The organism is Acidithiobacillus sulfurivorans, from assembly GCF_018853815.1.
Taxonomy (GTDB): Bacteria; Pseudomonadota; Gammaproteobacteria; order Acidithiobacillales; family Acidithiobacillaceae; genus Acidithiobacillus; species Acidithiobacillus sulfurivorans.
Genome location: NZ_JAAOMP010000096.1, coordinates 1 through 23288 on the forward strand (window position 1 = coordinate 1; position 23288 = coordinate 23288).

At 49.2% G+C, this 23288-nt stretch carries 22 protein-coding genes; 2 read left to right on the forward strand and 20 right to left on the reverse strand.

The annotated features are described in order from the left end of the window. Positions 1-80: 80 nt before the first annotated feature. Entirely contained in the window at positions 81-2408 is a 2328-nt protein-coding gene (locus tag HAP95_RS08265; protein ID WP_215883788.1) for a TonB-dependent receptor, read from the reverse strand. A 270-nt stretch (positions 2409-2678) separates the two neighbouring features. Here HAP95_RS08265 and HAP95_RS08270 point away from each other — a divergent pair, with 270 nt between their 5' ends. Continuing rightward, entirely contained in the window at positions 2679-3587 is a 909-nt protein-coding gene (locus tag HAP95_RS08270) for a LysR family transcriptional regulator (protein WP_215883789.1), read from the forward strand. Between the two features lie 27 nt (positions 3588-3614). On the opposite strand, the gene HAP95_RS08275 is transcribed toward HAP95_RS08270, so the two are convergent. From HAP95_RS08275 to HAP95_RS08360, 18 genes are all read right to left on the reverse strand, one after another. Further along, positions 3615-5249, reverse strand: coding sequence for a gamma-glutamyltransferase family protein (locus HAP95_RS08275; RefSeq protein WP_215883790.1), 1635 nt, complete (start codon positions 5247-5249; stop codon positions 3615-3617). Beyond that, on the reverse strand, positions 5246-5854 hold the full coding sequence (locus HAP95_RS08280) for a nucleotidyltransferase family protein (RefSeq protein ID WP_215883791.1): 609 nt from the start codon (positions 5852-5854) through the stop codon (positions 5246-5248). Before HAP95_RS08280 ends, HAP95_RS08275 begins: the two co-directional genes overlap by 4 nt. Before the next feature lie 6 nt (positions 5855-5860). After that, positions 5861-6247: an oxalurate catabolism protein HpxZ gene (gene hpxZ / locus HAP95_RS08285; protein ID WP_215883792.1), complete on the reverse strand. Its 387-nt coding sequence runs from the start codon at positions 6245-6247 to the stop codon at positions 5861-5863. A gap of 12 nt (positions 6248-6259) precedes the next feature. Next, positions 6260-7657, reverse strand: a complete 1398-nt coding sequence (locus HAP95_RS08290) for an AtzE family amidohydrolase (RefSeq protein ID WP_215883793.1) — start codon at positions 7655-7657, stop codon at positions 6260-6262. Continuing rightward, positions 7654-7854, reverse strand: coding sequence for an AtzG-like protein (locus tag HAP95_RS08295; protein ID WP_215883794.1), 201 nt, complete (start codon positions 7852-7854; stop codon positions 7654-7656). Before HAP95_RS08295 ends, HAP95_RS08290 begins: the two co-directional genes overlap by 4 nt. Beyond that, on the reverse strand, positions 7842-8789 hold the full coding sequence (locus HAP95_RS08300) for an XdhC family protein (RefSeq protein WP_215883795.1): 948 nt from the start codon (positions 8787-8789) through the stop codon (positions 7842-7844). The genes HAP95_RS08295 and HAP95_RS08300 overlap by 13 nt, the downstream gene beginning before the upstream one ends. Then, entirely contained in the window at positions 8786-9859 is a 1074-nt protein-coding gene (gene atzD / locus HAP95_RS08305; protein WP_215883796.1) for a cyanuric acid amidohydrolase, read from the reverse strand. The genes HAP95_RS08300 and atzD overlap by 4 nt, the downstream gene beginning before the upstream one ends. Positions 9860-9877: 18 nt before the next feature. Continuing rightward, a complete protein-coding gene (locus HAP95_RS08310; RefSeq protein WP_215883797.1) occupies positions 9878-10456 on the reverse strand; it encodes an ureidoglycolate lyase in 579 nt (192 codons plus the stop codon). 21 nt (positions 10457-10477) lie between these two features. Beyond that, on the reverse strand, positions 10478-11329 hold the full coding sequence (locus HAP95_RS08315) for an FAD binding domain-containing protein (RefSeq protein ID WP_215883798.1): 852 nt from the start codon (positions 11327-11329) through the stop codon (positions 10478-10480). Further along, complete coding sequence (locus tag HAP95_RS08320; RefSeq protein WP_215883799.1) at positions 11322-11780, reverse strand: (2Fe-2S)-binding protein; 459 nt, start codon at positions 11778-11780, stop codon at positions 11322-11324. Before HAP95_RS08320 ends, HAP95_RS08315 begins: the two co-directional genes overlap by 8 nt. Beyond that, complete coding sequence (locus tag HAP95_RS08325) at positions 11771-14041, reverse strand: xanthine dehydrogenase family protein molybdopterin-binding subunit (protein WP_215883800.1); 2271 nt, start codon at positions 14039-14041, stop codon at positions 11771-11773. The genes HAP95_RS08320 and HAP95_RS08325 overlap by 10 nt, the downstream gene beginning before the upstream one ends. A 56-nt stretch (positions 14042-14097) precedes the next feature. Continuing rightward, the gene (locus HAP95_RS08330) at positions 14098-15102 is read right to left on the reverse strand and encodes a phosphorylase family protein (protein ID WP_368356567.1); all 1005 of its coding nucleotides are present in this window, start codon (positions 15100-15102) and stop codon (positions 14098-14100) included. 21 nt (positions 15103-15123) lie between these two features. After that, on the reverse strand, positions 15124-16167 hold the full coding sequence (locus tag HAP95_RS08335; protein ID WP_215883801.1) for an adenosine deaminase: 1044 nt from the start codon (positions 16165-16167) through the stop codon (positions 15124-15126). A 39-nt stretch (positions 16168-16206) separates the two neighbouring features. Then, positions 16207-17436, reverse strand: a complete 1230-nt coding sequence (locus HAP95_RS08340) for an amidohydrolase family protein (protein WP_215883802.1) — start codon at positions 17434-17436, stop codon at positions 16207-16209. Between the two features lie 12 nt (positions 17437-17448). After that, positions 17449-18855, reverse strand: coding sequence for a purine-cytosine permease family protein (locus tag HAP95_RS08345; protein ID WP_368356568.1), 1407 nt, complete (start codon positions 18853-18855; stop codon positions 17449-17451). 20 nt (positions 18856-18875) lie between these two features. Then, a complete protein-coding gene (locus HAP95_RS08350; protein ID WP_226832662.1) occupies positions 18876-19628 on the reverse strand; it encodes an energy transducer TonB in 753 nt (250 codons plus the stop codon). Positions 19629-19702: 74 nt separating this feature from the next. Then, the gene (locus tag HAP95_RS08355) at positions 19703-20101 is read right to left on the reverse strand and encodes an ExbD/TolR family protein (protein ID WP_215883805.1); all 399 of its coding nucleotides are present in this window, start codon (positions 20099-20101) and stop codon (positions 19703-19705) included. A 49-nt stretch (positions 20102-20150) separates the two neighbouring features. Beyond that, a complete protein-coding gene (locus HAP95_RS08360; RefSeq protein ID WP_215883806.1) occupies positions 20151-20849 on the reverse strand; it encodes a MotA/TolQ/ExbB proton channel family protein in 699 nt (232 codons plus the stop codon). Positions 20850-21180: 331 nt separating this feature from the next. Between HAP95_RS08360 and HAP95_RS08365 the strand changes: the two genes are divergently transcribed. Further along, positions 21181-22767 carry an APC family permease gene (locus tag HAP95_RS08365; RefSeq protein ID WP_215883807.1) on the forward strand — a complete coding sequence of 529 codons (1587 nt, stop codon included), beginning with the start codon at positions 21181-21183 and terminating at the stop codon, positions 22765-22767. Between the two features lie 239 nt (positions 22768-23006). On the opposite strand, the gene HAP95_RS08370 is transcribed toward HAP95_RS08365, so the two are convergent. Beyond that, positions 23007-23279 (reverse strand): hypothetical protein, encoded by a 273-nt coding sequence (locus HAP95_RS08370; protein ID WP_215883808.1) that lies wholly within the window; start codon positions 23277-23279, stop codon positions 23007-23009. Positions 23280-23288: the final 9 nt, after the last annotated feature.

Genomic DNA, 23288 nt, shown 5'->3' on the forward strand with positions numbered 1-23288 from the left:
TGGGCCATAAAATCACTCATCACATTGAATCGTAAGTAATTATACGATAATTTTAGGCAAAATGAAAGTCCGACAAGCTGCTAGAACACCATTTTCACGGTACCGAAAAATGATCGCGGCATCATCGGCTCAGCTACCAGATAGTTCCCCGAAACCCCATTGGTATAGGGAAACTGCTTTTCCAGCACCGATGCCTCCGAATTCAGGAGATTTACCCCGCTTAAACTCAAGGTCACATTTTTAATGCCATATTGATGAATCATAAATGTATGGGCGAGATTAAAATTCATCGTGGCATAAGCGGGCATACTTAAATGTGTAGGAGCCCCCGTACTTGCTTCAATATACTGTGGCCCCACCAAATTACCATAGAGTCTTGCCCTCGTACCCATGTAGTGTCCAAGAACCCCCAAACCGGCAAGGTAGGTTGGGGTATTGGGGCGAGCTTCACCGATACTGGTTGACACGCCATACGCACTGGAGGAGTTGGAGGTATATTCAGCCTCCTGAATTGAATAGTTGCCATACAGAGAAAGATTTGCATCCAGTGCGTAAGCCGTAGCAATGTTTATACCCTGATACTGTGAAGACCCAATATTGTATTCATAAGTCAATCCGTTAGTCGTATCATAGTACGAACTGAAGGTATGATTGAAATCAGAACGATAGAAAGAAATGCTGGCGTCCACGGGTCCCTTGTTATAGGCAGCGCCAAACTGGTAGGTATTCACACTCTCTGGCTTGATGGTTACCGGGGTCGCGGGTGATGTCGTGGTAGCATTACTATCCGCCGCATAAAAAGCAGTAATATTGGGGTATTTATATCCCTTGGCATAGTTGGCATATAGCGTGATTGCCTTCATTGGTTTATACTGAATCCCAACATAAGGACTTACCGCGCTGTAAGTTCTTCCACTGGTAGCACCTACTGAGTAATAATACCCAGGTACATCATTAATACGGGTAGAAATGGTTTCATATTTTACACCAGGCGTTATAGCAAGATTACTGGTTGGCTTTATTTTTGCCTGAGCGTAAACTTTTCCGTAAATTCTCCAGCCATGCTCATCCCAAAGGTTATTGTAGCCCGGCACCTCGGGAACATTCGGCGTCCCATATACATAGTCACGGGAATCATATGTAGAAACAACAGCCAACCCACCAGCTTTCAGATTTACATAATGATTCAACCATTCTATGGAAGGATTCAAGCCAAAGGTGTTAGTCGTATAAGTATAACTATGATAGTTATCGCCGTTAATGATTTGTGCCTGACAAGCCGCAGAGTCATTTCCCATAAAATCATTGCCTGAAGACTGGCAAACTGTTTCTGCGGGATTCAAATAAAATGTGACAAAACTATTATATTGAGAATTAGCGTCAGGATTCACATATTCCAAGCGGTGGGAATTAGTATATGCATAAAAACCCTTAAAACCAAACACGGCATGAGAAGAGATAAGCGTTTTGTTCTGGAGGATGGCCATCATATGTTCGGCTTTGCTATTTGCATAAGTAAACGATGTCGGCCATTGGTAATAAGGACCATACTGATCCAGCAAAGCCTTAGGCATACGCGCAGCTGTAGCCCCTTGATTTTTATTCAAGAGAAACACCAGTGACCACTTGGAAGTGGGAGATATTTGTGGTAAATCATACGCGGCATAATATGAATACTCACGATCCGGACTATGTTCCAGATAACCGGCAGTCTGACGTGATGAAAAACGCAACAGAAGATTGCCATACCCGGCTGCTGCTCCCGTATTAATTTCGGCACCATAGTTACGGGTATTGAATGATCCATAACCGGCAAAAATGGACTCGTATTGTTTGGATGAAGGCACCTTAGGCAGATAGTTAATATTCCCACCTATTGCGCCCACTGCATTCACATCAGGAGGCGGAGTACCATAGGTTACCTGAATACCTGAAGTTTCCCCCAAGGTTACGGGGATCAGGTTAGTCAAATCTGCATAATTATTATTGCCACCAGATAAACCACCATTGAATAAATCGGCAATGGGCAAATTATCAAAGGTATACCCCACTTGTGTCTGCGAGAAACCCCGTACTGATATATGGGTTTTGACTCCAATTGGGTTCGTACTGGTAGCATTGATGCCAGGCACAAAGCTCAGGATGGTTGAGGCATTTTGGGTAGACTCCTGACCATGAAGAAATTTCTTGGGTATTAAAGCCGTCTCTGCCCCGTAGACTGGCTTTACTTTGGTCAGCGCCGCCTTATCTACCATGCGTAGCAAATCTTTTGATACCTGTTTTATTTTATAGACTTTTTTTGTCGGGGTGGCACTAGTGGCAGCATGGACGGGTAATAAACTGCTTCCCAGCAAGCCAACTGCTACCAGAATACTCTGCCGAAGCAGTTGTTTTTTTGCTTTAGTCATTTATGTACTCCTGTTGTTTATAAAACAATTTCATTAAGCATCTTGTATGCCACAATCAATAAAGCTGAATACCGCCGGATGATCCCTGGTTAAGAAAATCAATATGCTTCATATCAGTGCAAAACGTCATCAACTGCACTAAAATGAGGCACATTATTCGTGCCTGCACATCCCTAACTCATTTCCACTTGATTGTGATGAAATAGTGTGTCCATATATAGTGTTATTTTTTTGTTTCTCTGTGCAGAAAAACTCAACACGAGGCTCAACATGAAGCATCTAAGATTATTTAAATATGTGGACGCCATTGTCCGCGAAGGTTCAGTCAGACGTGCAGCGGATAAATTACATATCACTGCGTCAGCTCTGGATCGTCGGGTTCAAGATCTGGAAGACGAATTGGATTCCAGCATCTTCGAACGTCACCCCCGGGGAATGCGTCTTACTGCTGCGGGCGAGGTATTCCTGGTCTACGTGCGCAGACACTTGTCAGACATGCAACGCCTCCGCTCCGAAATTGATAGTTTGAACGGATTGCGCCGTGGACAAGTCTCCCTGGCAGTTAGCCCGGCCCTGGCCAGCGACTTTATTCCCCGAATCATCAACACATTTCGAGCGCAATATCCAGGCGTGTCTTTCGCGGTAAATGTCGCCAAGCATGCTGATGCCATTCGCGCCTTGCTGGCCTTTGAGGTGGACCTCGCAATCATCGTGGCTCCGCCGCGCCATCCCGATGTCATTGACCTTGCCATCTCTGAACAACCTTTGGTCGCTGCTATGCATAATCGTCACCCACTAGCGCAAAAAACCACCTTACGATTTAGCGATTGCGTGCAATATCCTTTGGTTATTCCAGCCCCAGGGCTTACCTCTCGGGAAATGCTGGAACCTGCTTTACACAATGCCGCGTCAGAAATCCAGATTGCCGCAGAAACCAATTCTTACGAGATTATGCGAGGAATGCTCCATCATTCGGAGAATATCGGCTTCGTCATTTCCACCGGCATGCCCAAGGAACGCATTCATGAGCACATCGTTTATAAAACCATTTCAGCACTGGATATTCGACCTGTGCCTTTGGTTTGCGCACAATTAAAAAGTCGAGGTATTTCCGTTGCTGCGGCACGTTTTTCGAACTGTATTGCCGAAGAACTGAATGAGATGACTCATGAAACTTGAGGATTTAGTGGATCCACCCTTGATTTGCTATGTAACATCAACACCCATCACACCTCCATCACTACGCGGATCCGCCGCCGCAGCAAAAGTGTATCCTAATCCAGTGCTTGATTTGACTATCCCGGCGTGGCCCATGACATCGCTATAATCAGGCACCCAGGACAGCGAATGCCCCCAACGCTGTAAATCGGCATACACCTGCTTGGGGTATCGATGTTCCAGCCGCAGCCCCGCGCTGCGCTCACCCCAGGTTCGGCCGTAAAGCCAACGCGGACTGGCAACCGCCTCTTCCGGCGATAAGCCAAAGTGTTTGGCACGCATGAGAATGGCGGCTTGTGTCTGCGGCTGCCCGTCTCCCCCCATGCTGCCATAGGCCATTTGCACCCGCCCATTTTCTGCATACATGGCTGGGTTCAGGGTATGAAAAGGACGCTTACCTGGTTCAAGGCCATTAATTTGTTCTGTTTTTAACGAAAAAGCGCAGCCCCGGTTATTCCAGATCACACCCGTGTCGCCCGCCATAACGCCACAACCAAATTCATGATAAAGACTTTGGATCACACTTACTGTACGACCTGCAGCATCAGCAACCCCAAACCATACCGTATCCCCATCGCCAATGCCGATGTCCGGTGTTGGCAGGACACGACCAGGCTGGATAAGGGCAGCAATATCCGTCAGAAAACCTTCCTGCAATAACTGCTGCAAATCAAAATCATGGAAATAAGGATCAGCGACCACCCGGTCCCGCCACTGAAACACTTGCTTGGTAATTTCCACGTTATAATGAATAAAATCTGCAGACAGATGATCTCCCAGGTCCGCTTTTAAACGGTCAAGAAGTGATAAAATCATTAAGGAAGCCACCCCTTGGGTCGGTGCAGGGAAATTAATGGCTTCACCATCGCCAAAAGCAACACGTAATGGTTCCACCCAATCTGTCTTGAAGGCAGACATATCTGCTTCGGTCAAAAGACTTCCAGCGGCGCGCAAACCCCTGATCATTGTTTCTGCCAAACTGCCCTGATAAAAACTGTCAGCCCCTTCTTTCGCCAGGGTTTTCAGAGTTTCACTCAGTGCGTATTGCGTCCCCAGGGTACCGGCTATGGGGACCTCACCATTGGGCAAATATTGCTGTACAAAGCCTGGTTGCTCTCGTAAATCCGGTGCAAAACGCGCCAAAGTTGCACTTTGATTCGGACTGATCGGAAAACCGCGTGCTGCATGCAGGTAAGCCCCTTCCAGCAGATCACCCCAGGACAAGGCCCCATGCCAGGTATTTCGCGAAAATTCATAGGCAGATCCCCACCCGGCTACGGCACCAGGAACCGTCAGTGCAGACCGGCCACCCCGAAATGGGATTTCGTGCAGATGAGCGTCCAGAAAAGTCGCTGGTGAGTAATACTGACCAGCTGGGCCAGCCGCAGCCAATCCCCTCACCGTTTCTGAATTGCCGTCAGAAATCAGCCAGAATGCATCCCCACCCAAACCATTCATATGAGGATAGACCACGGCCAGCGTGGAGCCCACGGCTATGGCTGCTTCGATGGCGTTACCGCCGCAGCGCAGGATATTGGCACCCGCTTCGGCGGCGAGAAAATGAGGGGCGCTGACTATACCGGCAGATGCCTGCGCAAAAAGCGGGGGTACAGTACGGGTCACGGCAACCTCCTGGCCCGGATATGGGCAGAGTGCCATTCCCTCTGCGTATTCAGACCTGAAAATGAATGATGCCTGCGACTATTCAGGCGGATATAGCGACCTGAAGGCAGGAGCCTGAGTTGCTCATCCAAACGTGCATCCTTGCTCTGCCAGAACAAATCCAAAAGCTGCCGGGCCCAACTTGCAGACAGTATCAAAGGATGTCCACCTCGCCCGTGGATATTCACTAAACTGGCCGCAGCAACCAACTCGCCCTGCATAACACGCCGTAAACGGCGCAAATCAAACAACGAAGGCAAAACCGTATCGGTTTGCACCAGCAAAAGAGGTCCGCGCAAACCCTGCAAAGCCCGTTGCAATGTACTGAATGGTCCGCAATTAGCCCTGAAATGGTGACGATAGCTTACCCGACGATGGAGACAATGATGAATGCGTCGCGGGCGGTAGCCGGTAACCACCATAACCGGCGCAAAACCTGCTTCTCTGAGCCGGTCTACCTGGCGGTCCACCCAGCTACGGGTATCACCCGGGATTTTCCGGCAGGCTTTGTGTAAAAGTCCCGAACGCCGGGAACGCCCACCTGCCAGAATGACCGCCGCTGCCAAGTGACCCTATCCTTTTTTTGGCATCAGACTGACGTGGGCAGCCACAACCCGCCAACCTTCCGGGGTCCGCAACCAGGTCTGACTTTGTCGGCCATGTACCTGATCACGACGAAATTCGGTGTTTGCGGTAGCAAAATCTTTTCCGTAAGTAGTTATGGTGGTATTCACCAATTCACGATTAAACGCCGGTGCCGGACGAGAGGCCCGAAAATCAGCAATGGCTGCGTAGCCATATAAATTTTCCGCCACGCCATAACGCAGGGTATGTTCGCTATTCCAAAACAACTCATCCAATACAGCTACGTCGTTCTCCACCAAAGCTTTTTCATAGCGGAGAAATACTTCCTGCACTTCTTCAAATACTTCCGGCGCATTGATCTCGGCATAACTCATGGGAATTTCCTTTTAGTTTTGTGGAAGAGGACTGGTGAAACCGGACAACTCAAGATATCTGGCTACTCTTAAGGCCTTCGTTTCTTGCCAGGGCGCAGCAATAATCTGAACGCCGATAGGCATGGTGCCGACCGTTGAAACCGGCACAACCACCACCGGCAGACCGATAAAGGAAAAGGGCTGGGTATACAAACCCAAGTGGGGACGCACAAGCATGGTTTCGCCATCCAGTTCCATGCTTCTCTGCCCAATTTGCGGCGCAGTCATCGGCGTGGCAGGCGCAATCAGCAAATCATGTTTTGCAAAAATCTTTTGCAGTTCTGCACGGTAGTAACTGCGAAAACGCTGTGCCTGAATCACCCAGGAAGCGGGCAACAAGGTGCCTGCGAGCATACGATCACGGACGTCTGGATCATAATCGCCTGCATAACGACGCAAGCGTTCCAGATGTAAATTACTGCTCTCGGCATTGGTGATCAGATAAGCTGCTGCACGTGCCTGAGCTACCCCGGCAATTTCCACCTCTTCATTCACACCCAGACGATCTGCCACCTTCTGGATGGCCTGCTCCGCCTCTGTGCTGGCCTGTTTTCGGAAATATCCTCCCGCAATGGCGATTTTTAGTTGGGCAACACCTTCGTCCAACCCACTGCTCACCAGCTCTCGGTCTCTTTGCACAGATGCGGGATCTTTATGATCATACCCCTGCAACACGTCATAAACCCTGGTCAGGTCGGTCACACTACGTGCCATAGGACCCACATGATCCAGACTGGGGCAAAATGGAAAAGTCCCCGCACGAGACAGGCGGCCATAAGTGGGTTTGAGACCAAAAATTCCGCACAATGACGAAGGTACACGGATTGAACCATTGGTGTCCGAACCCAGAGCGATAGGGACCATTCCCCCGGCTACGGCTGCACCACTTCCGCCACTGGAGCCACCGGTCATCCGGGAACCATCATGGGGATTTCTGGACGGCCCATAATGGATATTTTCACCGGTAAAATCATAGGCATATTCACCCATGTTGAGCGCCCCAAGCAGCACCGCACCCGCACTATTCATACGTTGGACCAGGGTGGCATCCATGCTTGCCGGATCATCCTGACGGTTGATTTTTGAACCCGCCAAGGTGACTTCCCCTTCCACATCAAACAGATTTTTAACCGCAAAAGGGACACCGGCCAAGACACCAGGGTCTTCACCTCGGGCAATCTTCCGGTCTATTTGTTCAGCCTCATGACGTGCCCTTGCTTCTGTAATCTGGGTAAAGGCATTAAGTTGCGTATTTTGGGCACGTATATGACGCAAGGACTCATCAACAACGTCAACAGCTCGCCATTCACCAAGGCGGACTTTACGGGCAATTTCACCAGCTTCCGTGAATACCTGAAATGAACTGCTCATGGCCGGAACACCGGTGCCAAATCCTCAGTCATATCGAGCGGATAAGTCTCCAGAATACCCGCCAGTCGCGCACTGATCATGAAATAGTTGCGAATCTCCGACAGCCACGCTGCATCAACGGTCAGATCCATGGTTTCAAAAACAATCTGCATATACTGCTCGGCCATGGCATCGCTCATGGGCTTTAGAACTGGCATGAAATGGCTCCTTTTTGGCGTAGCTGTAATAATTCCGCCAGAATGCTGACGGCAATTTCCGAAGGTTTTTTACCCATTCCCGGCAGGCCCATGGGCATGTGCAAGTAATCCGGAATCTGATGTCCCGAACGAATAAGTTGGTGCTGAAACCGGGCGCACTTGGACTGGCTGGCTATGACACCCAGATATGTCAGTGGTTGCTTCAGAAAATGTTCAAGCAAAGCATAATCCTGGGCATGACTATAAGTCATGATCAAAACAATGTCTGAACGGGGCTGCTCCCGAAAACTCTCCAGAGTGCAATTTTTTTTCAGGGTTATTTCTTCCGGAAAAGCTTCAGGAACCGCCCAATCCGACCGATCATCAAAAACAGTAATCTGGAAATCCAGTCCAACAGCCAGTTTAGCGAAAGCCCGTCCGACATGTCCGGCACCAAAAATCCATACGGTCTGTTGCTGGACAGAGGGAAGGAAAAAATAAGCGCCATCTTCAGAGAAACCCGGGTGGTAAATATTCTCCAGCAAATTCCAGACACCGGAATCACCCAAGCGCTGCCCATGCTGGGTTATCCCGGCTATCAAATGCAAAAAACCCCGTTCATCCACCTGATAAACGCGAGCCGTCCCGGCATCATAGAGTTTTGAAAAAAAAGGCGGAACATCAATTAAAGCAATGGCAACTCGCCCCCCACAACATTGATCATCTTTTGTACCCAGAACAAATTCCAGACGTGCGGGCCAGTTGTCGTTACCACGAAGGTGGTTCAAAACACTGTATTCCATCTGTCCACCACCCACTGTACCTAACAAAACATCATCACCGCGCAAAGCGAGACTTCCGCCTATTGCCGTAGGTGCCGAGCCCTTCACGTCAACAACCAAGGCTTCACAAGTAACCCGCGACGGTTTTTGGGCGAGGCCAGTCAGGGTACTCATGGGGCTACTCCAATGATGGCAAGCGGACCACCACCTTGAGGTCCCTGATGCTCAGCACGGGTGGAAACATACACCCCGGTGTCACCCAAAACACCTGCCAACTGGGCGGCCACAACACATCGGGAATAACGCATATCCGAAATATCCGCATCAGTCCACATGGTATGACGACGTTGCCGAATTTGATTGCCGGGATGCGCGTCCGATTTGGCAAAGACGCCTAAAATTTTCTCGGAATCATGCGCAGTAAGCTGACCATATTGAGGTTTTAAATCCAACTGTTCGAGCACTGAATATATTCCCGGAATATCAATGATATCTTGCATCACGCCATGAGCGATAAGCAGTTCCCCCTCCCAATTATCCGAGTTCGCAAAAAGCACGATTTCGGAGCGGGACAGTAGGGGTTTGGCAGAAACACTGGCACGCGTGGAAAAAAGAGACCAATCGCTATTAATCACTGCATCGCTCAATTGCGATTCACCGACTTCTCCGAGCGCCAGAGCCACGCCCAGAGCGGAAGCGCCCCGTGACCAGGCCATATCACAGCGTAGATTCGGGTGCGGCAAGGAAACTGGAGGAATCGCCCCTTTGATCTGAACCAGATGTACGTCTTCTGCGGCAACCTGCAGCTTCTGCATAAGGCTCTTCACGGTCCGGGCAGTTTCCAGAATCATGGGCATGCGTCCCACTTCATCTGCCATAAAAGGCCTGGTAAATCCCGTTGCCAATGCCAATCGCTTGGAGGGATTCTTTTGGGTCGAAACAGTGCCTGATATCGTAAATACCAGGAGATGGGGGGCAGTTACCCCTTCACTACCACCTGAAAAAGATAACACAATTCTTTCTTCGACGTCCTCTGGAGAACACTCCAGAAATGGAGCTAACAGATGACTCAGCGCCGTGATTGCCAAATTACGGGTAAAATCATTTATCCCGCCATTTCCCTCGGTTTTACCAATGATGGCAACAATATCCTTGGGGATTATTTCCCCACGGGCTATAGCCTCCGCCAATCCGGATACATCCGCCGGTCCACTGGTGAAAAATCGAGACAAGTCAGTGCGCATTGCGTCTTACCTCAACTTTTAGAATGGCACTTTCAAAATTCGACCAGTACGACGGCGGATATCAATTTTATAAACATCCCCCGCATCCATTTCATCCGCACTTTTCGCATGAGCGAGCGCGTGAACCACTTCATCAGAATTCATGGTCAGTACGGTTACTGGATCCACAATAGCCATGGGGAAATCGTGCCAAGTACCGGCATGAATCATAACGCCTTGTCCTGCTGGGACCCTGAAGGCACAAACATCTTCAAGCCGAGGAACATTTTGCCCGGAATTCTGATTGGGCTTCCCCAGTACCATGGCAAAGGGTGCAGTACCCAATCCAACAAAAATCTGTGTCATATTCAGATGACGCTCCAACCAGGTAATTTCCGGGCTACGATGTGAAATTCGTGCGGTGCGGATCACCGCTTTCCCGGTATATTGAAAATCCAGATTCTGACCTTCCTCGACACTCCCTTTATAAAAGGGAATAGTCAGCCCTGGACGATAGACGCTTTCCGTAATCATCACGCCATAATCTTCAAGATTTTGTGGAGTAGCATCCACAAACGGGACTTCCACAACTACACCTTCATCAATTTGAACACTCATAGTTTATTTCCTCGCTATCAATTAATGTGCATCATGAATAGCTTCCCAAACTAGGCGGGAAGCCACTTCCAGGCGATATTCGGCAGTTGAACGAATATCATCGACAGGCTTGATATCGCTGGATACTTTTTCACGTATCGTGAATTCACAAACATGCTTTAGATTATTACCTTCCAAATAATGACTTACCCTTGGCAGCAAGCATGGGGTTGCCGCCACGCTGGCCAGTCCGAAGCGCGCAGCAATAATTCCCTGTCCCGCGTCAAAATGAATCCATGCTGCAATACCTACTTTAGCAATTGCCTGGGCAGCGCGTGTCCCAACTTTGCGATAGTATGCCCGTGAACCACCTGGTAGATATGGGACATGAATGGCCTGGAGTAATTCATGGGCTGCCAGGGCGGTTTGTCGATAACCCAGATGAAATTGATCATAAGGCAAAAACCGTGTGCCATTTGGCCCGGCAATCTCAAGACGAGCACCATAGGCCAGCAACACGGGAGCGTTATCTGCTGCAGGCGAAGCGTTGCATAAATTTCCACCCAGAGTCGCACGATTCTGAATAGGCGCGGCACCGGTAACCGCTGCTGAAGCGGCTAACATAGGCCAGTGTTTTTGCACTTCCGGGTGCCGTCGCAACACACTCAGCGTCACTCCCGCGCCAATACGAATACCTTCTGCCGTCACTTCTACCATTTTCAGTTCTGGGATAGCACTCAAATCCAGCCAAACAGCAATATCGCGTGGAGCACGCAACTGCTGCGCCACCATGACATCAGTACCGCCAGAAATAATTTGATGGTGATCCGCTGGCAGTTCTGCAAGCAGCCGCAATGCCTCATTCATATGCCGGGGACGCAGCCATTCAGCCATGCGCGTCTCCCGTTGATGCTTGAGTAACCGCCTCATAAATGCGTCCATAACCTGTACAACGGCATAAATTACCGCTCAGCCCCCAGCGTATTTCGTCCATTGTCGGCTGGGGATGTTCGGCCAATAATGCCGTAGCGGCCAGGATCATGCCCGGGGTACAGATTCCGCATTGGGCGGCTGCACAGTCATGAAAAGATTGTAGCAACGGGCTGTCCCCTGGTACTCCCTCAATAGTAACAATCTTTGCGCCATCCATTTGCCCCAGAGGAATCAGGCAACTATTTACCACCTGGCCATTAACCAATACCGCACAGGCCCCGCACTCCCCTTCTCCACAGCCTTCCTTGGCGCCTTTCAGGCCCAATTCACCCCGTAACACATCCAGAAGGCGACTCGCTGGCGGTGCCTGCACCTGAACCTCCTGACCATTAATCTGCATTTTTACTGACATTGGGAACCTCTTTGCGCACGACTCAAGTCCAACAGAAGCTCAGGCATGGCCGGGATCTGAGCAACGTCGATTTTCAAGGCCTGTTGAATGGCATTCACGATAGCCGGGGCAGGGCCATCCATAGGCAGCTCTCCGACACCCTTGGCCCCTTTAGGACCTGCACCCAAGCCCTTCTCCATCAGGACAACCTGTAATGGTCCGATATCCGCAGTGGTTGGTATGATGTAATTGGTCAAACGGTCATTAGCCATCACGCCGAATTGATTCCAGAGCACATTTTCATAAAGGGCATAACCAATGCCTTGTACAACCCCCCCTTCAATCTGGCCCTGCACAATCTGGGGGTGTACGGCATGTCCAATTTCCTGTGCCGCTGTAAAATTCAACACGCGGGTTTCCAAAGTCAATTTGTCCACTTCTACCTCGGCAATATATGCTGCCCAGGCATAGCTGGAGTAAGCCCGTCCGGTGAAAGACTTTTCATCCCAAAGCATATCCACAGGCGGTTGATAGCTGGCGGTGACCAACAAATCTTTTCCAGACTCCTGCATGCGGAAACAGACAGCACTAAATTCCGCCGACGTAAATGTTTGGCTAAGCCCACCCTCCGCCCTTAATTTCTGTAATAAGCACTGTGCTGCTTTTTCAATCAGATCACCAACGACCATACAAGTCCGCGAGGCAACTGTAGGACCAGAATTTGGCACCCTGGCCGTATCTGTTTGCGCGAGGTGCACCTGCTCCATGGGTAACTGCAGTGCATCAGCAGCAATTTGTACCAGAGTGGTCGCTGCACCCTGTCCCATTTCGGTGTTCGAACAAAGAATTTCTACCTGACCATCAGCATGTGCCTGCAGAAACACTCGGGAGGCCAAGTACAATTCTCCATTACCTGTAAAGCCCGCGCCATGGGCGAATGTCGCCAAGCCAATGCCACGAAGCGTATTGTGCTGAGCGGCATTCCAATGTCGAAAGGCATCCCGTCTCTCTTCATAATGGCTTGCAATGAGCGCTGCTTCGAGAATTTCTTGCGCAAAACAGTCTTCTCCCACCAAATCGCCGGTCGGACTGACATCACCACGGTGCAGCAAATTTTTCCGCCGTAACTCAGCCGGATCCATATTGAGCTTGGCAGCAAGGCGATCCATTGCCACTTCCAGTGCAAAAATACTTTGTGGTGCACCAAAACCCCGGAATGCCCCAAAGGGTGGGTGATTCGTCGCCACTGCACGGCCTCTGACGCGGATATTGGCGCAGCGATAAGGTCCCGGGGCATGAATAACCCCCCGTGACAGAACGACGGGGCTCAGGGTACGGTAGGCACCGCCATCAATGGCAAAATCCATATCAATAAACTGGAGCTCACCCTCCCTATTCGCACCAAGACGAACCAGGCTGCGGGAGGGATGGCGTTTGGGAGTTACGCGCAGATCCTCACCGCGTTCGTAAATCAGCTTAACCGGTAGACCTCCGGCCTTGAGCGCCAGCAGGGCGGCGTGGCAAGCAATCATGGAGGGATAATCTTCCTTACCGCCAAAAGCGCCACCGGTCGTGCTTTGTACGACTCGCAACTTGTCCTTGTCTAAACCCGTACACTGCTCCAAGGCATCCAGCACATAGTATGGACATTGCATGGACCCCTCTATTCTGAGCACGCCATCTTCCTGGAAGACGGCAATCATTCCTTGTGGCTCAATGTAGAGTTGTTCTTGGGATGACGTCATCAAACGCTCTTCAATAAAACACTCTGCATTTTTTTGTGCCTGTTCAACATCGCCTTTATTGAGGAGATAGTCCGTATAAACATTGTCTGGAATAATAGTGCCTTCTGCATGCAATGCTTCGTCAATTTCAAAAACAGGATGTGCCAACGGGGTCTCGCGGACATGAACGTGGCATAAAGCCGTTTCAAGCATGCCGCGATCAGAGTGGGCCAACAAAGCCAACGGCTCTCCGGCGTGACGAAACACCCGATCCACCAGCACAGGCTGGTCGTTTTCCAGCATTTTAATGGCATTAAGACCAGGTATATCCTGTGCTGTTACCACGACAAAAGGTGTCCAGTCAAAGGTCGGATCAAAAGTCAGTTCTTCAACAACGCCTCCTGCACATGAACTGCGTATTGTCGAGGCATGAAGAACCCCGTTTAAAGGAATATCATCCACATAAAGGGCCTTACCGTAAATTTTGGACAAGCCATCCACGCGTTTTGGAGAATTTTTCTTTTCCATCTCACTTGCCACTTCCAGTAACTTAGCCATAATATAACTCCTGCACCGATAAACAGCAGGTATTTCTTCTATTCACTATATTTACCCTATTTATAATTTTCATGAAGCAAATGGTCAATTACAGCCTTGGTTACCCGTACCGCATTTTCTTCAGCCAAATTACTGGCATAAAGATCCCCGGTTTTCCATATTTGCTCTTCTGTTTTACCCGGCGGTGGAACATCAACATCCGAGATACCACGAATAGAAAGATAGTGATCGGCCAGACCGAATCGCGACAGTGCCGCAATGTCGCCCAGATCTTCCATGGCCGTGTTGGTATACTCAGCCTGACCATGGGTATATAGATGAACAATTTGCTCTGCAATTTTCTGATTTTCTTTTCCGATCCAGAAATCATCTCCGGTAATCGTCGCACCAATCATGATTTTCGGACGAGAAGATACTTTAAAAGTCTTATCAAGCTTTTTAGCCCCACTTGTATTGGCCAAATCAACGTTGGCAGAAGCTTTGACTGCCATATTCAACAGAGCGGGGTTCACCTTGTAAGCCAGGTTTTCCAGCGTATTCTGGGTATAATCCGCACATTTACCGGGCGCTGAATAATCATCGCATCCAGGTGCTGCCCATGCCAGCGCTTTCTGATCACTGAGATAATGATGCCCAAATGCCCAGGAAATGATCCAGTTATTAATATAAACACTGCCCAGGGCAGATTCTTTCTTGTCCACACCACCAGCAATTCCACTACGAATGAAAATAGTTTTTTTCACATTAATCGCAGGGTCCTTGACCAAACTTGTCACCGTTATTGCTGCATTCATTTCTCCTTCGCCTGTCTCTGTGACACAAACACCTTGGTGATCACAAATAAGGGGGCGATACAATCCAGGAATAGATAACGATTTATATTGGTAAGACTTTTGTGTGGTCCAGGCATGCCATTCCGGAGGAAAAGCTGTCAATACGATCACTTTAGGGCTCATTACAGCTGATGGCTGGTTCGTTACGGCTGCTAATGCGTTAGTAGCAATCCAGGGCATCGTACAAGCCATTGATATGATACTGATACGAATAATATGCTTAATCACTTTGCATCTCCAGGTCTGAAATTATGAAATAGACGTGTAATTTTTGATATACTTTTCCAATAAGTGATTCATCTCGAGTTTTCTGCTTTCACTGCAGAAGCTGGCCTCTATTGCATTTTTTTGCAAAACAATCAGATCCTCTACACCGAGACTGAGACAATCCATTGTCTCAACAATATTTTCATTAAGATAACCACCAAAATAAGCCGGATCGTCGGAATTAATAGTAGCTGACAGGCCCGCAGCCAAAAGATCACCCAGATTATGAGAATGCAAATCTGGAAACACCTTGAGCTCCACATTGGAAAACGGGCAAACCGTCAACGGGATCTTTTCTACCAATAATCTTTGCACCAGTTGCGGATCTTCCATACAGCGCACACCATGGTCAATACGTTCGACCTCCAGTGTATCCAAGGCCTCCCATATGTAATCGGGCGGGCCCTCTTCTCCAGCATGTGCAACGCGATGCAACCCAAGGGATTTTGCTAGCTTAAATACTTCCTGAAACTTACGGGGAGGATTACCCAGTTCGGCGGAATCCAGCCCAACACCCGCAATACCGCCAATCCGCAGCGCGTCTTCAAGCAAACCAACCGTCGTTTCTGCTTCACGATCTCTTTCAAAACAAAGAATCAGCGCACTACTGATACCCCACTCCAACTCGGCTTCCCGAAGTGCGGATTGTATACCACCCATGACCGCATCCAGAGGTACACTGTGAGACAGATGCGTCTGCGGATCAAAAAATATTTCTGTATGGATAATATTCTGTTGCCTGCAGCGCTGCATGTAAGCCTGCGTCAACTCATAAAAATCACGTTCCTCACGTAAAACTGAAGTGCCCAGATAATACACATTAAGAAAACTCTGGAGATCATCAAACTCATATGCGGCTCGTGCCATTTCTATATTGGCATAGGGCATGGCGATACGATGCCGTTCAGCCAAAGAAAGCAGCAACTCCGGCTCGAGCGTTCCCTCAATATGGAGATGCAATTCGACCTTGGGCAGATCCCGAACAAAATCAGCAAGTACTTTTTTTGAATTCAGATTAAAATTCATTCTGGTTAATCGCTCCCTTATTTAAAAAATGACTTGGATTTATGCAATTTTCTCTCCCGACAACCAGGTTCCTCGTGGGCGCTCCTCCAGCTCAGAAATGCTGCCTGCCAAACTGGACTCGAACCAGCCCACCCATGAATCATGGGGGTCCATGGCGGGCATTAAAATGAAATCTGCGCGTTTACCTGGCATAAAGTTCCCAGCAACGGAATCTCGCCCCATGGCCTCAGCACCCGCCAATGTCCCTCGATAGAGCGCCTCCTGCACTTGAACCGGAATATCTGCTGCACGATGTGTGGCCAAAAATCTTTGCATAACATGCAACATACTATGACTGGGACCGCCACCAATATCTGTAGCAAGCGCGAAAGGAATATCATACTCGCGCAACTTTTCCAGAGGCATCCGGCGATTACCAAGGGCTTCGTTGCTGGTCGGACAGTGGGCTACCCATGAACCACGTTCAGCCAGACACTGCCATTCTGCATCACACATTTCGATACAATGACCAAGAATGGTTTTTTTAGTCAGCAATCCCGCACGATCATAAACTTCCGTATAATGCGCAGCATCCGGAAACAATTCTTTTACCCACGCCAATTCGGCCCTGGACTCGGCAAGATGGGTCTGAATGAACACATCACTCGCTGCGGCAATTTGGCCCATCATGCCGAGCGCAGCGGCACTCAGATTTGGTGCAAAACGGGGCGTCACGGCATAATGAATACGGTCTGTACGTGCCATAAAATCTTTTAACAAAACCGGATCATGCAAGCTGTAATCCGTCAAGTCATCGGGAGCATTAATGGCCATCAATACATTTCCAATGATCCAATCTCCGCGCATTTTTTGCAAGGCGATCTCTGTTGCTGAAGCATGCGGGCTGGAATAGCTCATTCCCATCACAGTACCCGCACGCAACAGGTCAGTGTAAAACTGTTCTGCCGCCGCTATGGCAAAATTGGTGTTTATATATCGCGCTTCTTCTGGCCAGATATAAGATTTCAACCAGGATAATAATTCTCCTGCATATTGGCCCCTCACTCGATGCTGCACCCAATGTAGATGCACATCCACAAAACCGGGCATTACCACGCCGTCCAATTCTATCAGCTCAAAATCTTTGTTTTTTTGTGCTATATCATCGAATTTTCCAATCGATTTTATGAGACCATTTTCTACATAAAGTGCGCCATCATCATAGAATTCTGAGGAACCAGGTCCTTTCGGATTGAGAATGGAAGCTCTGAATAATTTTTTAATAATCATTTTTATAACTCTTTATTCTGCAATGTTAGGGGCTTTGCTTTTAACAGCACATACACCCCTGACGTCCCCAAAAATTCTCTCAGCTGGTCTTGAAACAAATCGATACAGCATAGACAGCAGTACACCTGTAGCCGCGCCCAGAAGTGGGGAAATATCATTCCCATGCAGCCATTGCGCACCCGGGCCTTCCCACAAAGGATTATTTGAAAACAGAATGGTAACTAGAATACCAAAGCCCAATATAAGCACATTTGCACCATATTTTTGCTGACGCACAGTCCCGTGGAGCGCCTCTGGAACAACGTCCATTAAAACATAGACAATCATGATGCCGGTCCAAGGCGCCGCAACTATAATCAACAAATCCAGAAAGGTTTGAAAAGAGTCCCAAAATGAGGGTGCTATAAACAGCATATAAATCCCGACCAGGGTTGCCAAAAATGCATCCATGATGGTAAATTTCTTGCGGTCCAAATCTTTGCCTACGACGACTGCCAGACTGAATGCAGAACTGTAGGAGTTCAAAAAATTGGAGGCGAGAAGACCCATAACTGCAAACAGACAGAAACCCAAGTACAACAACGTATTTCCTAATCCTCGTGCCGCAATAGTGATCCCTGATGGGCCTACCTGTATCCCACCATGCACATAAAGCGTAATAGCCAGAGCCAAAATCAGGGCACCACCGACAAAACCACCCAAGCTGGGCCAGAGCGCAATTTGGGTGAGACTGCTGTCGCGACGGATATAGCGCGAGTAATCCGAGGCAAACATCGTCCAGGAAAAAGCACCGCCCATCAATGCCAATGAAATACCCCCTAAAGCTTGTAACCCATTAAAATGTCCTGAAGCCGGAATAGCTGTTAAAGCCTCACCCCCGTGTAACCAAATTAATATAGCGATGGCGAATAAAGCCAGAAATAAGGCACCCACCGTTTGTGCCGAAACAATAGCGCCATAGCCAATTATTGGAACCACAAAATCGGCACATACCGCAATAAGAAGTGCGACATAAAGACTCTGTTCAGGAGAAACCAATGCATAGGTATTCAACACACTACGTAGAATATAAACCACCAAAACCAGCACCACCGCCTGCCAGCCAATCTGGGAGAGCCAATTACTGAACGAGATGAATTTGTTGAATGGCTTTCCAAAGACCCTTGCCGAAATAGCCATGGTCGGGATGCCATACACAAAACCAGGAATACTGAGAATGCCAACTGCGAAAAAAAGCAGGGAAGCCAGCAGAACCACCCATAAAAAGGGTGCCAATGGGAACATTTGCGCGATCAATACCCCCACCGGAAGGCTGGAAGCTGTCATAGTGGCAGCCAACCAGATCAGCGCAACCTTTGGGGCAGTACTGGTGCGTTCGTTATCTCTGGTTGCGCTGATGGAATGGGAATCGCTCATCATATTTCTCCAACTGGCCTGGCTTAGTTTGAACTCGCACCAACTTCGACGGGTATCTGAAAAATCGTGTTCTGCTTGGGCATTTTCTTCAGAAATGGTGGGAAACTCCCGCTCTCTACCGCTGCCAGCGCAGCACGATTGACCGCCGACAACGGACTGGGATCAATGATCTTGGCCCAAAGCACTTTCCCTGAAGGCGATACCTCAAACTGAACGGTCGCCTTCCCTTTCAAACCCATCGCCTTCAGCTCTGCTGGAACATGCAGATTCTGCTGAATCATCGGTCGTAACAATCCCACGTATCTCCCCATCAAAGAGGCCGTCTGTGCTGCCGATAACAGTGGCGGTGCGGGCGGTGGCGGTGTCACGACCGGCTTGGGCGGTACTGGCGGGGCCGGAGGAACCGGAACCGGCTTGGGTGCAGGTGGCGTCACCGTTTTTACGGGTGGTGTCGGTACCGGTACCGGCTTAGGCGGAATCACAACCCGGGGGTGAGGCCGTGGCGGTGGGGGGGTTACATGCTGCACTACCGGCTTCGGAGGTACCGGTTTCGGTTGCGGGATGACCTTCGGTGGGGGCGGCGGCAATGAAACAACCTGCACCGCAATCACATGCTCCTTGGGTTTAATCACTGGCGGCGTGGGCGTCGCTTGACCATACCATACCAGGCCCAGTACCAGCATAATCTCAACGGCAACCGCAGCACTCAGCGCATATTTGAACTGGTGGTCCTTGGGTTGGGGCATCAATGTAAAATTACCATTTTCAGTGATCATGCTCGCCATCTGCTGTCATCCTGTTTTTTGATCCATGCAAAACAATGAAATATTCTTCAGAGAACTTGCGCTGCTCAGGTCGCTTTCGCCGCAATCCCTATACCTGTCACCCCGGCTTTCTGACACACATCCATGACCTGTACAAAATCTTTAAAAGGCACCATCTTGTCCGCTGCAATCGTGACCTGCGTGTGTTTAGTGTCACCATCAGCCCCCAGAAAACTTTGCAGCTCGCCCAGGCTCATTTTTTTACCTTTCACAACCACGCTACCATCCTGCACAATGTTCAAGACGAAATGTGGATGCGGTAATACTTTCGTTTCGCTGGATGTGGGTAAATGCAGCTTGAGGCCTTTATCGGTAATCATCTGCAAAGTGATCATGATGAAAAAAACCAAGAGAAAGAGCATGACATCAATCATCGGGATGATTTCGACACGCCCTTTTTTACGGGGACGGCGCTGGGGTAGCATAGGAAACTCCTTATCCTAACAAACGAATAATCTATAAGTTTTCAATTTATTAAGCAGGTACTTTGCTGACTTTATTGGTCTGTTGGGCTGAGAAGCCTTCTTCCAGAACAACGGGAGCCCCATCCAGCCGATTCATCAATACCAATTTGAGCGATTCCAGTTGAAAAATCGTTTTCTCAATGGAGTTATTGAACGCATTGAAGCTCAGCAAGCCGAGCATTGCGATAAACAGACCGGAAGCCGTTGCAATAAGCGCATCAGCCACACCACCCGTTACCGAAGTGGCGTCATGTCCAGGTGCCGCCAGTATCGAAAAAGCATGGAACATACCCAAAATCGTGCCAAACAAGCCCAAAAGTGGGGCCAGCGTGACAATCGTATCCAGAATCCACAAGCGTTTATCCAGACTGGGAGTGGTCAGAAAAATAGCTTCGTCCAAGCGGTTCGCAAAAGCTTCCCCCCTGGCACTGCCATAGTGGTGGATCAGATTAAAGTGGCGCAGAGCGACACCAATTAGTGCTTCTTCTGGTAAGCCCTTGGCCATGCCGGATAGCGCTTCCAGATCAGGACGCCGTAACTTGCCCTGGTTAGAAATTCCCCACAGTATTTTCTTTCCCTTGCTGATGGCATTGCGGAGATACCAACCACGATCAAAAATTACCGCTAACTCGACGACAAACAAGAACATCAAAACGTATAAAACGCCATCAGAGTAATTTGCAAGATGTACGATGTAAGCAAATGACATAAATAGAACCCCATGTTAGGTGATGAAGAAAACTACCAAGCACAGATATTGCAGGAAGCATGCCACCCACTGAATCTGCACCCGATTGGGTGATTTATTCTCTATTTGGTGGAGATATGCCATCCTGTTCGGGCAGTTTCAGTGCAAACAAGGCAGCAATGCACCATATTGGTGCGTTGCGGTCATTCAGTTTTTCTAACGATTAAAATGATGCGCGGATTGACAGGTTCCATAAAGTTCTTTTTTGGCGTGCATTCATGACCAAAAAGTCAACACAGACCACTCAAGTCCAAGCAGCGTGAATTCATTAGTCAGGGAGGACCCTTCCAACGTGGTCAAAAAACTAAAAAGAGAAGTAGGATTCTCAGGCCTTATTTTTGCCAGCCTGGGAGGCATTATCGGATCCGGCTGGTTGTTCGGCCCACTGAATGCGGCCCATATTGCGGGTCCCCTCAGCATTTTTTCGTGGTTAATTGGTGCGGTGACCATTCTGTTTCTGGGGCTCACCTACGCCGAAGTCGGCCCGTTATTTCCGCGTGCGGGTGCCGCTGCGCATATCGCCAATGTGGTTCATGGCAATCTGCTTGGTAAAATCTGGGCTTGGCTGCTGTTCATGTTTTATATTGCCATTGCTCCTGTGGAAGTCATTGCGGTACTCACCTATGCCAACAACTATATTCCTGGCCTTTTACTGGATAACACGGGTCTACTCAGCGGATTTGGTCTGATTGCCGCCGTCGTTCTGCTGGGACTGATGTTCTTGCTGAACTTCCTGGGCATCAAACGGGTCACCCAGATTTTCACCAGCCTGGGGTGGTGGAAGCTGGCGGTTCCTGTCCTGACCATCATCGTGCTGGTAGCATTTTCCTATCATCCGGAAAATCTTCATATCATGCATATGAAGGAAAATGTGCATGGCATGTTTGTGGCTGTGGCTTCTTCCGGCATTGTCTTCAGTTATTTAGGCTTCAGACAGGCCATTGAATTAGGTGGAGAAAGCAAAAATCCAGGCAAACACATTCCCTTGGCGGTAATAGGCTCCATCGTTATTGGTGGCTGTCTTTATGTAGCCCTGCAATGGGCCTTTCTGGTCAGCATGCCACCCGATCAACTCACTCAGGGCTGGACCAAGCTCAGTTTCACTGGAGTATTTGGTCCCTTCGCGGCAGTTGCCGGCATGCTCGGGATTACCTGGCTGGCGGTGCTGATTTATGCAGATGCGCTCATTTCTCCCGGTGGCACGGCTCTTGTGTATGCGACCTCAGCAGCGCGCGCCGTAGTCGCCAATGGGGAAGTCAAGGCAGGTCCGAGCTTCTTCACCAAAATCAGTGAAGGCGGCGTGCCCTGGGTTGGTGTCATTGTCGCTTATGTCATTGGCTGTCTGTATTTTCTGCCTTTTCCTTCCTGGCAAAAGCTGGTGGGCTTCATTACCACCATTTCAGTCATCACCTACGGCATTGGTCCCATCGTCTTGTTGCAGTTGCGCCGTTCTGTGCCGGACCTGAAGCGACCCTTCCGCCTTTGGGGAGCGCACATTATCGCCCCCATTGCCTTTATTCTCTCCTCACTGGTTGCGTATTGGGGTGGTTTGCAGGCGCTTTCCTATATTTTTGGCGTACTGTTTGCCATCCTCTTCATTTACTGGATGGTGCACCTGCTTCGGGGTAAATCCGGTGATAAGCCCCTCGGTTTCAAACATATTACCTGGATATTTCCCTATTTTATCGGGCTCTGGGTACTTTCCTGGTTTGGACCCAAGGTGTTGGGGGGAACAGGGAACATTCCTTTCTACCTGTCCATGGTTTTAGTCGCCATTCTGGCCATTATCTGCATGATCTGGGCACTGAAAGTCACCGTTCCGGATGGTCGCGTTACCGATTATTTTGCGGCCATGGATCATGAAGGCATAGACCTGTAAGTAAGATTTGTTATTTGCTTGTTTGTCAGCCCCCTTTTCAGGGGGCTTTTTGTTATCATATCCAGCGTTCCTATAGCGGGGTGAAAATCATGGGGCATTCAACATCCAGCGGGCCGAAAGAGCTTGAGCCATGCGTGCCGGTAACCGCCCCCCCATTATCTGAACATGTGGTCAGGCATTCCTGTTGTGCGGGCGGGTTGATTGCCCAATGAACCGGGAACCCGCCAGCTGGTACCCGACTATTCGACAACCACTTCCAGCGCCCCTACATCCAGAAAAGCCGCTTCCACCATCGCCGATTCTTTCTCGTCAAAACCATAAAACTCACAGGAGATGACATCCTTCTCGGCAAAAATAGCGGGGCTGCACTGTAACGGCTGCTGCAACAGTTTTTGCAGTGCTGCATAGTAGTCAGGATGATCCGCATGCTTTTCCATCCCGGCCTCACGAATACTGGAAATGGCTTCCCTGGCGGCATTTTCATCGGCAAATAAAACTTTAAGGGCAAACATGAACACTCC